Here is a 13,453-nt window from a genome sequence, read left to right on the forward strand (position 1 = left end):
AGTATTATTTTAGATGATTATTAATTTTCAGCTATCATCATGATGCGCTCAGTTAGCATTGAGATATAGCATGATTTAATTTTTTCGATGTTCAATATCTATTTTATTGTTTTCGAGTTTACTTGGTTTTTATTTTATTATATATCTTCTAATTGAATTTAAGTGCCTTCATTTTTTATTATGAGGTAAAAAAATCCAATTTATATATATTGATTTTGAAGTAAGCTCTGCTCTAACTGAGTTGCTGAAATTTTATTTGATGAAGAGATGAAATACTCTTTTCAAGAGAAAAATGTATCTAATAAAATGAGTAAAGTAATATAAATGAGAATGTCTAAATCAGATTTTTGAATAAGCCGTAGAGGGGAGTAAACTGCCTGTATTATGTCAGTTTGATGCTGAGTGTTTCGTAATATTTCGTTTTTTAATATAAGTATTACACCGTAGACTGTTTTTTAACCTAATTTATAAGATATTGAATAAATCTTAATGATTTTTACCTTTTTTTGTAATATATACTTTATCAATTAAATTTAAATGCTTTTTTTTGTAAAAATCGAATATTTAATCTGAATATATTCCCTCCTGAGTTTTCTTTTGGTTTTTATTACTATTCAATAATGATGGTCTTTTTTGGATTAAGAGCTATTAAGGCTTATAAGTTCAAGAGAATTCATTAGTTTTTACACTTATTTGTTGTTTTTTGGGTTTCTATAATCAATGGATATTGTTTTAGGATAATTTGATTTAATCAGGATAATTGATTAAATTACCGAAGAAATATTGAATGATTCAGACTTTATGTTTCGTTCTGTACTCGGGGTTAAATAAAAATGAAAATTAGTAATTTAGAATTTGAACAAATTGAATTAGATTTGAGCCATAGGGAAGTGTTTATTAAAGCTGTAGGAATAGAATTAAGAAAATTGAGGAAAAGTTATTCTTTAAGTGGTAGGGAATTAGCTGGAATTATGAATGTATCTCAGCAGCAAATATCTAGATATGAGTGTGGTGTTTGTGCGATCCCTACTGATGTTTTGATTATAATTTTAGGTTTTTTTAAAATTACACTGTTTGAGTTTTTTAAAGGGGTTTATCTAAATGCTTTTGATATAGATATGAATATGGTTCAAGATAAATACTATAATGTTTTTATTTCTCATTGAATAATCATAAGTGCTCCTGAAATAAAACTCATCTAATGATTTTTTAGTCTTATTAGCATGTTTAAGTATTTTATATTTTTACTTTAAGTTATAAAGTAGAGTTTAATTGTTATTTCTTAAATTTCCCCATCATGTTAAGTGATCATGATGGGGAGGTATTCGTGGTACTTATATGGGGGATACCAGATAAGTGATTTTGTACATAAAGAGCATATAAATAGTAGTAATATATTAAATATACTTCAATTTCACTAAGCACTCAGATCTCAGACCTCCATTTTTATTTAGAGTGTGAGTTTTATTTGAGCGATAAAAATAATAACCTATTATGATAATTTATTGGTATATCTGTAACTAAATAGTGTCCCCAAGAGCCATTCTAAACTCATCTTTTTCTCTTTTAGTAAAAATTAAGCTAGTGATTATTACTTCTATTCAGTATTTTTATATTCTCTAAATCTGCTTTTATCTCTGTAGTAAAACTGATATCAACATTCATGCATACTCATTTAATTTTCATATAAAATCGGTGTTAAATGGTAAGTTTTCAGTCATTATTAATACCTAAACGTTAGTAAACTCCTTCTATACAGCGGGGAAGGGGGAGAGAAACAGGCCATCAATTGGTGTTAGGTATTCCAGTGATATCGCCACTCTTTAGGGCGATAGCCGTGTTGATGCACCAAAACTGGGGCTGATATAGCCCTTAAATCTCAAAAAAATAGAACGTTATTACACCGTCGGTTATGCCCCAAACGGCAGTAAAGCCAATCCATCACCGGCAATACACCTAAAAGGGCATTGGTTAAAAGACGCAGGATTTGAGATAGGCTTCACTTTTATCGTCAAAATCTTAAACAGCTGTTTGGTATTGATACCGAACAGCGAAGACATTCGAGCGATGAAGCAGCAAAACCAACAACAGCAAGCGCAACTTGATGGCTGAGTATGTGAGCGGCTAAAGGGTAAACTGAGCAGCTCTCAAATAAAGCCGGAAAATCATGGGGGGATCTTTCCGGACTATTACTCAATATAATCGTTTTTACTTGTTTATATGCTATTGGTTATTAAACTTCACGTAATTTTTACTCTCTATATTTAATTGATGTTTAAAAAATTCAGTATTTTTGTATTCATTCATGGAACTATGGTTACAGCTACTATAGTCATCTCCAGAGCTACCATCATTTTGCCATCTGCACACCGGACAAATTTCATAAAATGCATCTTCTTTGTCTTCAAAAACAATATAGTTACAGGCGGAACAAGGAACACCACGAATTAAATTGTCATCACGGTCTATAATTATTATTTCATTTCCTGTAATATCTTTGATGATTTCTTCAAAAAAACTATTTTTTAGTAATTTTGAATAATTAAAATTATCAAGTATTATATCATTATACTTTTGTTTTATTGCCTCTAGTGGTTGCTTATCTTCTATTTCACTCAGCTCAAAAAGAAATTGAACCCGCCCATCAACAGTCTCTTTAAATAATGCATGAAGTTTCAAGAAATCAATCACTTCTGAATATAAAAATTCAATCTTCATTATAAACTCTTCGCTAATTCAATTGCAGTTTGGAATGCATCGCTATCCCGACCATCATCTATATAATAAGTCCGCATTTCTCTTTTACCAGCATGACTGACAAAGATCTCATCAGTACTCTTATCATGTTTAATAATAATGTTATTAACCTTAGCTTCCTGCATGCTTTCCGTAAGCGGTTTTTTAGAAAACTCTTTGGCTTTATTTAAATATTGAGGCTGAGTGATATCACCGAATTCTTACCATGCTTAAGATAATGATATTGTAAACCAGATAAGTTATTATGTGTCACACCATCAATTTGGTAATCTCTCTTCTGAGGATTGAACCCCTTCCAGTTAATGGATGCTGTGAGCCCAAGGCAACACCCCACCAACCCAAACGGGTCCACCCAAACTGTCGGACAGTGCACATACCCATACGGATTCACACCACCCAGTAGCCCTATTGGGTCAGGACATAGATATTGTCCGGTATTCTTATCCTAGTATAGAAATCGGTTATAATACAAGCCCGTTTCGCGGTCTTCATATTGCCCGGCAAAACGAAAATGGCATTCGGTATAATTTGGGTCATTGTCGGCTCGACCGTCTTGAGACTGCCAAAACGCCATTTGACCCCACGTATTGAAGCGTCCTGCCCAACTGGCTATTCCTTTTTCAGTAAAAATCTCTCGGGGTGTGTCTTGATAGTCTGTCACCATAGAGTGCAATTGCCCCTTTTGATAGCGAGCAGTAGGAGTGATGGCCCCCGGCTGATAGAGCCATTGAATACCCGCATCATATGCCACGGTACCGTCGGCATAGGCGGGGGGCCTCTTCCACCATTTGGTCACCGGACCACAAGTAGTGCCACGCGGTCACACGAGGTTTTAACACGGGGAAGGCGGGATGCGCATTGTGTTTTTCGCTACCCAGCGTTTTAGTTTTACTGAGCCGCGGCCTAAAGGCATCGTAGGTGTAACGCCAGACATCGCCACTGGGGGTAAAGCAACGGATAAGTTGGTTTTGGGTGTTTCACAGATAGCGCCACCCTTTAGGGCGATAGCCGTGTTGATGCACCAAAACTGGGGCTGATGTAGCCCTTAAATCTCAAAAAATAGAACGTTATTACATCGTTGGTTATGCCCCAAACGGCAGTAAAGCCACACCACCGCCCGCAATACACCTAAAAGGGCATTGGTTAAAAGACGCAGGATTTGAGATAGGTTTCACCTTTACGGTAAAAATTTTAAACGGCTGTTTGGTATTGATACCGAACAGCGAAGACATTCGAGCGATGAAGCAGCAAAACCAACAACAGCAAGCGCAACTCAGTGCCATCAAACACACCATGCGCAAGTTGATGGCTGAGTATGTGAGCGGCTAAAGGGTAAACTGAGCAGCTCTTAAAAACAAAGAAGCCAGAAGATTTGAAGATCTTCTGGTTATTAAAATTAACCTAAAACTTAATTTCTTTCTTCATAAGCTTTTCTAATATATGATTCAAATAGATTTTGGGTGAGTTTTTTACCTAAAATTAAATTTGGCATAATATATTGTGTAAAGATAATCATATATTCAGAAGCTATTTTGGCTGCATCAAATCGATTTGTTGCACCATTTTCATTAGTGAATGAAAACTCCTTATCATCTAAGATCAATGATAACTCTATATCATAAATACAATAAATATGATTCTTATCATTAAAATTTTCTTGCAATCTAGCAAATATGGATACTATTGATATTGCTCTTTTTTTTGTTGATATTGGTAGGTTTGATCTTGATATAAAAATATCATTTTCAAAGAAAGTATCTTTTATTAAAAATAATTCATCTTCAGTATGAGGTAAGTTTAATATCTCAGGTGCAACATCATACATATTATTTTTAACAACTAACCAGTCACTCGGAACATATAATCCAAGTAAAGGTGAATATTTTTTATATAAGTTATCCATTACTCAACCTTTCTCATGTAGTCATTGTAAGTTTGGTTACTGATTGGATGTCCATGAAACTCATTAGTAGATTTTGTAACTTCAACTCTCATGTATTGTGTAGGTTGACCATTATTAAAGCCAATTGTTCTACCTGCATCATATATATAATAATCGGAGCCACCTTTTTGAGGAGAATATACTCCATATCGTAAGGCTTCTTTCTCTGTTTTATTTCTAAAACTGGTCATTGAACTACCGGTTACTTTGCCATTGGGGGCGTCTATATCCCAATATTGAGCAGGTTTTCCTCCACTAGAAAACATCATTGCTTCTTCCTGAGTTTTAGCTTTGGTGTGTTTAAGATATATAGCTGAACTTGAATGATGTCTTCTAAATCTATCTTCTTTTAGTAACTCATTACAGCAATAACCAGCCAACCCCAACGGGTCTATAAACCCTGTCGGACAGTGCACATACCCATACGGATTCAACCCGCCCAGTAGCCCTATCGGGTCTGGTGAAATATACTGCCCACTGTCCTTATCATAGTACCGAAAGCGGTTATAATACAAGCCCGTTTCGCGGTCTTCATATTGCCCAGCAAAACGAAAATGGCATTCGGTATAATTTGGGTCATTGTCGGCTCGACCGTCTTGAGACTGCCAAAACGCCATTTGACCCCATGTATTGAGGCGTCCTGCCCAACTGGCTATCCCTTTTTCAGTAAAAATCTCTCGGGGTGTACCTTGATGGTCAGTGACCACATAGTGTAATTGCCCCTTTTGATAGCGAGCAGTAGGAGTGATGGCCCCCGGCTGATAGAGCCATTGAATACCCGCATCATATGCCACAGTACCGTCGGCATAGACGGGGGCCTCTTCCACCATTTGGTCACCGGACCACAAGTAGTGCCACGCGGTCACACGAGGTTTTAACACGGGGAAGGCGGGATGCGCATTGAGTTTTTCGCTATCCACCGTTTTAGTTTTACTGAGCCGCCGCCCAAAGGCATCGTAGGTGTAACGCCAGACATCGCCACTGGGGGTAAAGCAACGGATAAGTTGGTTTTGGGTGTTCCACAGATAGCGCCACTCTTGAGGGCGATAGCCGTGTTGATGCACCACTTTCTTAGCCAATCGCCCATTCACATCGTAATGGTAGTCTTGATAGCCACGAGGTAATCCACGGCGAATAACGCGTCCGGCTTGTTGCTGTTGGGATAACTGATGGAGAGCCACTTGAGCGCCTTCAGGCACGACAGTGTGTTCAATCAGGTTTAAGTTAGCGTCGTACTGAAAACGCTCGTATTGGCTACGGTGCTGATTACTGTATTGGGTTTCTGTGATTTGGTCATTGGCGTTATAACGGTATTGGGTTCGCTGCCAACGCGTATCTTCAATACCCACGACATTATGGGCGCGGTCATAGTGGAATGACCGGTGCACATCGGTGCAGACCGGAGGCAAATGCGGCGCTTCCTGCATGGCACGTAAGAAGTTCTCGGAGCCGCGTCCAGCGCGTTGGTGTGCTAATAAACCGGCTGCATTGTAGTGACTGGAGTTCACAAAGCCGGCGTCACTGCGGCGTAAATATTCTTGCCCCACGGCATTGTAGCTAAAGCGTAAGGGGGCATGCTGACCCACTTGTAGGGAAGTTAATTCCCCCAATTGACCGAAAGCGTAATGGAGTTCACGTTCACCAAAGCGCGTTTGGGTGAGGGTATGTGTAGCTTCATCCCATTGATGGTGTACCTCACGGCCATTAATGCGTTCGCAGGTTAACTGGCCGTGGGCATTGTATTCGAACTCGACCACGGAATCGGGGTTAGTGGCTTTAACGAGGCGTAAATGGGTATCGTATTCATAGGTGGTGGTGGAGAGGCATTGCGTATTAATGCCATCGTCGACCCATTCACTTTGTTCAATGATGACCCCCGAGGAGGCATAGCGCCAGCGAAGCTCGTGGTTATCGGGGTAACGGGTGGCAATGCGTCGGCCTAAGCGGTCGTAACGATATTCAAGTACGCGTCCAGTAAAATCGGTTTCTCGAATGATTTGCCCAGCCGCATCACGCTCATAGGTATATGTTTCACCGAGTGCGCTTATCACTTTTTTCAGACGAGTTAATGCGTCATATTCAAAATGAATTTCGCTGCCATCGGGGCGTACCATTACCATGAGCAAATCAAACGGGCCATACCGATAGCGGGTAGTGCGACCTTCACCGTCGGTGACCGCAACAACGCGGCGCTCGCTGTCATATTCAATGTGTTGATGGGTGCCATCAGGTAATAATACATCGCTGACACTGCCGTTAACGCCGTCATGCTCTTGACTATAACGGTAGCGGGTAGTGTGCTTGAGTGCATCGGTATAAGCTTGTAAGCGACCGAGTTCATCAAACTGATATTCAGTGCTATTTTGGTATGGGTTAGTGCTCTTAATCAGTTGATGTGCGGCGTTGTATTCATATTGCCACTGTGCACCATCGGGAGAAATGGCTTTGAGCAGTTCGCCGTGTTGGCTATATTCGTAAGTTAGTATTTGACCTTGTGGGTCGATGATGGCTGTTAGGTTTCCTTGCGTATCATAGCTTAGCTGCCATTCGTCGCCTGTTGGGGCAATGTAACGAGTGAGTTGTCCATTATCATTATATTCATAACCCACTTTACGTTTATCTGGTAGGTGAATCTGTGCCAGTAACCCATCGACATGGTAGATATAGTGTGTAGTCTCACCAGTATCATTGGTTTCACTGATCTTTTGAAAATCACGCCACTGTGTGCGAGTTTCTCGACCTAAAGGGTCAAGGGTACGCACGACCAATTGATCTTCATTGTAATAATAGCGGTAATGACCTCCTTCACCGTCTATATAAGTGTTAATCTGTAATGTGTCATCATATAAGAAACGATCGCACCAATACCCACTATCTGAATGAGTTTGAATGACCCGTCCTTGTTTATCATAACAAATAGTGAGTTCTGTTTGATCTGTATCTCGCCATGAGGTCATCCAACCTTCAGGTGTATAAGTGTGCCATAAGTGGTTTTGTTGGAAAGCATCACATTCACTTAAATAACCATGATTATCATATTGACACGTAACTAACCGTTGTATTTGCTGAGCATGCTCATAATTGATATGAGTTAGTTGGTTGTGTTGATAATGGAGTCGAACCAAAAAACCATCATCACGTAAAATGTGGCTGAGTTGCTGTTTATCATCGTAATGAAAGTGTAGTGCAATTCCTTGCAAATTAGTGATTTTAACTAATCGACGACAAGATAAAGATAATGTATCAAAGTGATAGATACGTTGACGGCGATTATCTTGTATTTGTAGCCCTGTTTGTTTATTACCCAATAGTAGATAATGTGGAGCTCGTAAGTTTCGGGAGCGCACTTCATCGTTAGGAGCGGTAAAAGTATATAAGCTCCCCTCAGGGTCTTGAAAGTCTATTGTGTTGTCATTGATTAGCAGATACATTGACCAGTTATCTGCCCATTTCTTTCCAAAAATACCATTGGGGGATTGAGTAGAGTAATAGGTTCGCGTTAGTTCGATAGGTAATAGACCCGGAATATTAATGACTGACCATGCTTGAATGAGATCGCCTCTCACTATATCGACGGGGTCACCACAGGTATTTACTTTATCAGTATCGTTTCCTTTTCCATCTTGATTTTTTTGGGTTTTTTTTGTGTCTTCGTTGACTTTAGTTGATGGAGTATCGGAGGTTTTATTTGATGGCGAGTTCGTATTTGGTTTAACTGTTCCGCCAGAAGATGGTGCTTTATTAGCAATATCTGCTACTTCATTAGATGTTTTTCGCGAAGTCTTGCCGATAATCTCAGCCGCTTCTTGAGTGAGCTCTTTCCCCAATTTTTTTCCAGCTTTTTTTACCAAACCAACTGGGGTGAACATCATCAGAAATGCACCGCCTTTTTCTGCATCTGACAATTCTGTAAATCGAATAGCATCAAATGGAGATTCACCAAATTGATCTCGAACTAACTGAGCATGATCTTCCAGTTGCTTTTGCCACTTAGCATTGAATAGTCCAGCAATTTTTGAGCCAAGAACACTCCCTGTAATTTCAATAATTTGAGCTCCAGTATAAGCTAGGTCGAGTACATCAGGTACCACATTCCATGTTTCTTTGAGAGCACCGCTTAATCCTTCAAAAGGAGAGTCAATAGCTGCTGATACTTCGTGACTAGTTTGAGTTGCCCATTTGGTTAAATCTTGTTTTCGTTCTTCAGCCCACTGACGGACATTTTCAGCCTCTTCAGCTGTCAATAAAGAGACTGGATGCCGTGTTGACATTTTTTTTTCTGCGGGTGTTTCTGTCTTAACAATGGGATTAGCATTTTCTACAGGGGCAGAGGAAGGTTTTGCTTGGTGTGTAATGACACCTTGAGTATTACCATTTGCAGAAATGTTGGAATGTTTCTTAATTTCGTCCTCTCGGCTGCTAATAAACCCAGATTCAGGGTAACCTTTCTCATCCGAATTTAATTCAGGTAAATTGAGTGAAGGGTTTTGCTGGCGAAAAATTTCATATTCTTCATGTGAATATTTTCCTGTTGAAATTATATTATATGAGCTATCGTCAAATTCGATATAAATAAGGCGTTCGCTAGTGTCATCAAATCTGGCATTACTGTATAACCTCCAATCAGCAACTTTATCTTTGACTTGCTCAAATGGTGGGTATGGCTTAGCTAGTGGGCTCGAACCAATTACGAGCATTGCATCTACATTATCTTGGTGATTAGACATTTATTATCCCTATTTCCCATTCATCCAAAATTTATCGTCATGACGCAATATAGGTTTTTTTCCTACTCGAACACTCTTTGAATGCTCGATGGGATAGCATTTGCCGCCGACAGTACCACTTTTCACACCATTAGCTACTCCTGGCGCATCACCTAAAGTGGTTGGAATATAGCTTTGATCGTAAACAACAACGGGATGACCATTGGCTTTGACGGATGGCACGACAGAGGCTGCAGTTTCTAATTTTGCAATAACAGGGTATGGAATTGGCGGTGTTGATGAACCCATAGGCGTTTTACAGACATCAGGGGTTAAGCTAATCACCAACCATTCACCTTGTTGGCGAGCTAAATAATTATCAGCCATGGTTCAACTCCTCTTGAGTTTCAGCAAGACGAACTAATGGGGCATTTGGATCCATTTCAAATCGTGCTTCACATACACGTATAGGTAAATCAGCTTCAAACATTAAGCGATAGGTTAAGGACAGTTGTAATTTCTCAGTATCAATTAACAGCGTATCTAAATTTAGATGTAGAGGGATAAAAAGGCCATTTAACATGCGCAATAAAACAAAAGGCCGATGTCCCGGTAATGTTGTGTTGAGTTCACCACTTGGTGTTAAATTTTTGAGTATTAGTGAAAAATCAGTTTTTGGGTAAGTAATTTGTTGGTCGATTGGTGCACAGTTCCAATAACCAAAATCAAAATCACTGGGGAGATAAGGATGACGTTGGTTTAACCAAGTTTCATCATAGGTTCCAGCAAGCAAGCGCCGAGGCAACCATGCTCGACCAATCGCCCCAAATCCAGCGACAGGATTTTGTTGCAACTCATTATTTAATTGTGACGTCAACCATTCAGTGGTGATTGGATATTCTAATGATTCGATTTGTGGGGCAGGAAGTACAGTGATTTCTTTAGATTGTTGATACCATGGTGTGATAAATCCTTGTCCTAGCGGATTGTATTCATAGGTACTGTGTGCTATCGGTGCGAAATCCTTTTCAGGATGCTCAGCACGTAGCGCCTCAGGAAATAACGCTTCATCGGGAATAGGCTTAGCCAGTTTTTCATTTTCATAGACCTTACATTCACCACCAAATGCATAACGATAATCAATCGGCAATTGCCGTATGGGAGAAGGAGAAGTTAACTTCCATTCACCTGACTTTTCATCGAGTACAAACTGACGAGCCCCAAAACAGCGTAGGGATTTTTCAATTAGTACCTTATTATCTCGGCTTGTCATGGTAAAAGAGACAGTAATGGATTCAGCGGGCGTGTTGTCTGGTGCATACGCTATGCCATTGATTAGTACATCACAATGAGGTTTGAAGGGGGCTAAGTCACTTTCTACGAGAACAGATGAACTGTTTGGTTTACTAATAAATTGATCTTCAAACTCAAAATTTAAATCAGTCAGTAAAGAAGGAACATATTCCCCTTTATTTTCTGTTGGGACCAGAGCGTACCCAACCTTCATAGCAATTACATGGTGCTCAATATCTTCCACATTGAGCATTTTATAATTAAGAACTGAAAAAGGCGTAAGATTACGAAATTCCATTTCTTATCCTCTAGTTTAAGTCCACATCTTTACCGGTAATTTGTACAGGTCCGGATGCTTCAAAATTAAACTTATGTCCATTAATTGTGACATGGCCTGCACTATCCATCCGCAACACGCTGGCTCCACAGCGGAGTTCAATGACATCACCGACATTAATGGATAACTGATTGGTAACATTGATAGTTTTACTTTGCCCAACAGTCTCTGTATTGTCTTTATTAATGCTTTCAGTGCGATTGCCTTTCACCAGCATCGCTTGGTCGTTATCAACCACTTCCATATGGTCATGTAATACATGGGTAGTACGGTCATTGAGCACCTTCGTATTCATGTCCTTTTGGGCATGAATAAACACTTCCTGCTTGCCATCCTCATCTTCAAAACGTAGCTCGTTAAAACCTTTTCCTTTATGGGTTTTCGTACGGAAGGTCGTACGCGTTTTATTTTCAGGAAATTTTATTGGTGGTGCATTACGCCCATCGTAGGTACATCCCGTGATAATGGGGCGATCAATATCCCCGTTTAAGTAGCTTATCTGCACAATAGTGCCAATACGAGGTACGGCAGAAAAACCGTAGCCATTGCCACTCCATCCCATAGCAACACGCACCCAACAGGAGGCGCCATGATCAGGCTTACCATAGCGATCCCAATGGAAATGGACTTTAACGGCACCATATTCGTTGACGTAAATTTCTTCTCCTGGAGGACCAACTACGGTGGCTAATTCATCCCCATCGGCAGTTGGCTTGTAATGATGAGGCGGACGCCATTCTTCACGGCCAGGTATAAATGTAACGCTATTACTTAGTTGAGTTCCGTCACCACCCCCGTTATCGGCGAGTGGTTGTACGCCATGGTGAGTGACAGTGATGACTTGCCAACTGTCATTCATCAGCGCATTTGGGTGATTTTGTAAGGTGAAAATTTTTCCCGGACGTAAGGCAAAACAGTTAGTCGTGGCATTCCCCATGCGACTACCGCTACGTAATTGCTCAAATCGGACCTTTGTTAAAGGTTCGCCTTCCGCATCTAATTGGAAACGACCATAACTTTCAAACACACTATGTTGCCCACCTTTTTCTAATTTCCCTTTATGCATCAGAGGGTAGGAAGGTCGAACATAATTATTATCTTTTTGGATCGTCTCATCTGAGCATAGATATTCACCGTATTGCCATGTTGAAACGGTGCTATCCGTTATATCGGTATCGGCTTGTGGGTTGTAGGTGAGGTGGATCCCCGCGGTCATTCCCATATGTTCATCGCTATAGAACATCTCTTCATCTTCAAACCAGAAGTTAATCCCTTCTTCAAAGGCTAAGCGACACCAAAAGTCATAAGCGGATTCCCGTTTTTGTGTGGTGTAGGTCCGTACCGGATGTAAAGCTTCACGGTAAAAAAGACAGTCTGATTTGACGTGCGCTTCGTCTAATAAGGTTTTTAAAATGGTGGGGGCGTTTTGGTCTTGGAAAATACGACTGTCTTGGTTGAGGGTCATGATCCACATTTCAGGACGAATATCAAAATGATACCACGTTTTCACTCCATCGGTATTACCTTGAGCAGCCCCTGCAAGAATACCTTTTACGGTACGCACAACTTTACCGTCACGTTTGACGGTAAGTGATGAAACTTGACCAAGATGTTCTTGGAAATCTATCACTGGGAGTAGGCTGACGGCATTAATGCTCAAGCTAAAGAGTGAAGAAAGCCCTTCCGTTAATGAAAAATCGGTAACTTGTAATGTTCCCGGAGGTAATAATCCGATTTCACAGGTAAATACTAATCCACTTGGATCAGGGTTGAGTCCTAGAGCACTGAGAAGTGTGGATTGTGCTTTATCAGCCATCTCACTATAAGCGCCTGTTTCTGAAGATATTGCTCCTTGTAGTCCACCAGTAAACCCACCGCCGGGTGTGAGTGCAGCAGAAACACCATCAAGGCGTGAGGTCATATTAGAGGCTACAGATAACGCTGTTTGCGCCACATTAATGGCTTGTTGAGTTTTGGCGGACGCTTGAGAAATTAAGGCATCTTTAGCTTGATTGATGACTTCGTCTTGAATCGAGGCTATCGGATCTATAGATGGTTTTTTGGGGTCTTTTGAGAACATAAATAGGCTCCGAATTAACGGGTAGGCGTCATGACATTAAATAGAGAAAGACGAGCCTATGTAGGCTCGTCGAGTGAAGCGATTACGCTTCCAGCGGTGCGCGCCAGTCATCAGCACCAGAAGTGCCTGCTACGGTGTGCTCCCAGTCCACCTTACGGTAAGAGAGTGACACTTCGAGCAGCTGCGTATAATCCGCTTTGGCCGGATCTTGGCAGTGTGGCATTTGACAATCGATGTTGACGATAGTCGCATCGGTCAGTGTGGTGGTGAAGAAGTGCTCTTGCTTCCCTTCAACAGACGTGCGGTACCATTTCAGTTCCACTTTTGGCAGCATTTCA

The 13,453-nt window shown here is 40.4% G+C and carries 12 protein-coding genes and 1 pseudogene; 4 read left to right on the forward strand and 9 right to left on the reverse strand.

The window, feature by feature from the left end:
* Positions 1 to 833 precede the first annotated feature (833 nt).
* Together PSE69_RS06605 and PSE69_RS06610 are read left to right on the forward strand one after the other, a co-directional pair.
* Entirely contained in the window at positions 834 to 1,166 is a 333-nt protein-coding gene (locus tag PSE69_RS06605) for a helix-turn-helix domain-containing protein (RefSeq protein ID WP_004918538.1), read from the forward strand.
* 721 nt (positions 1,167 to 1,887) lie between these two features.
* The gene (locus tag PSE69_RS06610) at positions 1,888 to 2,112 is read left to right on the forward strand and encodes a SymE family type I addiction module toxin (protein WP_072152284.1); all 225 of its coding nucleotides are present in this window, start codon (positions 1,888 to 1,890) and stop codon (positions 2,110 to 2,112) included.
* A gap of 111 nt (positions 2,113 to 2,223) precedes the next feature.
* Here PSE69_RS06610 and PSE69_RS06615 read toward each other — a convergent pair whose 3' ends face one another.
* From PSE69_RS06615 to PSE69_RS06625, 3 genes are all read right to left on the reverse strand, one after another.
* Positions 2,224 to 2,718, reverse strand: coding sequence for a CPCC family cysteine-rich protein (locus tag PSE69_RS06615; protein WP_004918541.1), 495 nt, complete (start codon positions 2,716 to 2,718; stop codon positions 2,224 to 2,226).
* Positions 2,718 to 2,882 (reverse strand): hypothetical protein, encoded by a 165-nt coding sequence (locus tag PSE69_RS06620; RefSeq protein WP_154610408.1) that lies wholly within the window; start codon positions 2,880 to 2,882, stop codon positions 2,718 to 2,720. Before PSE69_RS06620 ends, PSE69_RS06615 begins: the two co-directional genes overlap by 1 nt.
* Before the next feature lie 320 nt (positions 2,883 to 3,202).
* Positions 3,203 to 3,553 carry a hypothetical protein gene (locus PSE69_RS06625; protein ID WP_259466031.1) on the reverse strand — a complete coding sequence of 117 codons (351 nt, stop codon included), beginning with the start codon at positions 3,551 to 3,553 and terminating at the stop codon, positions 3,203 to 3,205.
* A 55-nt stretch (positions 3,554 to 3,608) separates the two neighbouring features.
* Here PSE69_RS06625 and PSE69_RS19820 point away from each other — a divergent pair, with 55 nt between their 5' ends.
* Both PSE69_RS19820 and PSE69_RS06635 read left to right on the forward strand, forming a co-directional pair.
* The gene (locus PSE69_RS19820; RefSeq protein ID WP_318566651.1) at positions 3,609 to 3,794 is read left to right on the forward strand and encodes a hypothetical protein; all 186 of its coding nucleotides are present in this window, start codon (positions 3,609 to 3,611) and stop codon (positions 3,792 to 3,794) included.
* A gap of 37 nt (positions 3,795 to 3,831) precedes the next feature.
* Positions 3,832 to 3,960 (forward strand): annotated as a pseudogene (locus tag PSE69_RS06635) (SymE family type I addiction module toxin); the annotation flags it as partial.
* A gap of 205 nt (positions 3,961 to 4,165) precedes the next feature.
* Here PSE69_RS06635 and PSE69_RS06640 read toward each other — a convergent pair.
* The 6 genes from PSE69_RS06640 to tssD all read right to left on the reverse strand — a co-directional run.
* Positions 4,166 to 4,660, reverse strand: a complete 495-nt coding sequence (locus PSE69_RS06640) for a hypothetical protein (RefSeq protein WP_104873386.1) — start codon at positions 4,658 to 4,660, stop codon at positions 4,166 to 4,168.
* Positions 4,660 to 9,426 (reverse strand): RHS repeat-associated core domain-containing protein, encoded by a 4,767-nt coding sequence (locus PSE69_RS06645; protein ID WP_230088978.1) that lies wholly within the window; start codon positions 9,424 to 9,426, stop codon positions 4,660 to 4,662. The genes PSE69_RS06640 and PSE69_RS06645 overlap by 1 nt, the downstream gene beginning before the upstream one ends.
* A 9-nt stretch (positions 9,427 to 9,435) precedes the next feature.
* Positions 9,436 to 9,792, reverse strand: a complete 357-nt coding sequence (locus PSE69_RS06650; protein ID WP_102781069.1) for a DUF4150 domain-containing protein — start codon at positions 9,790 to 9,792, stop codon at positions 9,436 to 9,438.
* A complete protein-coding gene (locus tag PSE69_RS06655; protein ID WP_004918554.1) occupies positions 9,785 to 10,996 on the reverse strand; it encodes a DUF2169 family type VI secretion system accessory protein in 1,212 nt (403 codons plus the stop codon). Before PSE69_RS06655 ends, PSE69_RS06650 begins: the two co-directional genes overlap by 8 nt.
* Positions 10,997 to 11,006: 10 nt before the next feature.
* Entirely contained in the window at positions 11,007 to 13,115 is a 2,109-nt protein-coding gene (locus tag PSE69_RS06660; RefSeq protein ID WP_121875257.1) for a type VI secretion system Vgr family protein, read from the reverse strand.
* An 82-nt stretch (positions 13,116 to 13,197) separates the two neighbouring features.
* A partial coding sequence (tssD, locus tag PSE69_RS06665; RefSeq protein WP_272675189.1) for a type VI secretion system tube protein TssD occupies positions 13,198 to 13,453 on the reverse strand: 256 nt, incomplete at its 5' end.

Origin of the sequence: Providencia sp. PROV122, assembly GCF_028482365.1 — a bacterium.
In the GTDB taxonomy this organism is placed as follows: domain Bacteria; phylum Pseudomonadota; class Gammaproteobacteria; order Enterobacterales; family Enterobacteriaceae; genus Providencia; species Providencia stuartii.

What these genes read in the sequence shown, in the direction of transcription:
- PSE69_RS06605 (WP_004918538.1), top strand. Translation starts at nt 834, where the DNA reads ATGAAAATTAGTAATTTAGAATTTGAACAAATTGAATTAGATTTGAGC.
- PSE69_RS06615 (WP_004918541.1), bottom strand. Translation starts at nt 2,718, where the DNA reads ATGAAGATTGAATTTTTATATTCAGAAGTGATTGATTTCTTGAAACTT.
- PSE69_RS06620 (WP_154610408.1), bottom strand. Translation starts at nt 2,882, where the DNA reads ATGCAGGAAGCTAAGGTTAATAACATTATTATTAAACATGATAAGAGT.
- PSE69_RS19820 (WP_318566651.1), top strand. Translation starts at nt 3,609, where the DNA reads ATGCGCATTGTGTTTTTCGCTACCCAGCGTTTTAGTTTTACTGAGCCG.
- PSE69_RS06640 (WP_104873386.1), bottom strand. Translation starts at nt 4,660, where the DNA reads ATGGATAACTTATATAAAAAATATTCACCTTTACTTGGATTATATGTT.
- PSE69_RS06645 (WP_230088978.1), bottom strand. Translation starts at nt 9,426, where the DNA reads ATGTCTAATCACCAAGATAATGTAGATGCAATGCTCGTAATTGGTTCG.
- PSE69_RS06650 (WP_102781069.1), bottom strand. Translation starts at nt 9,792, where the DNA reads ATGGCTGATAATTATTTAGCTCGCCAACAAGGTGAATGGTTGGTGATT.
- PSE69_RS06655 (WP_004918554.1), bottom strand. Translation starts at nt 10,996, where the DNA reads ATGGAATTTCGTAATCTTACGCCTTTTTCAGTTCTTAATTATAAAATG.
- PSE69_RS06660 (WP_121875257.1), bottom strand. Translation starts at nt 13,115, where the DNA reads ATGTTCTCAAAAGACCCCAAAAAACCATCTATAGATCCGATAGCCTCG.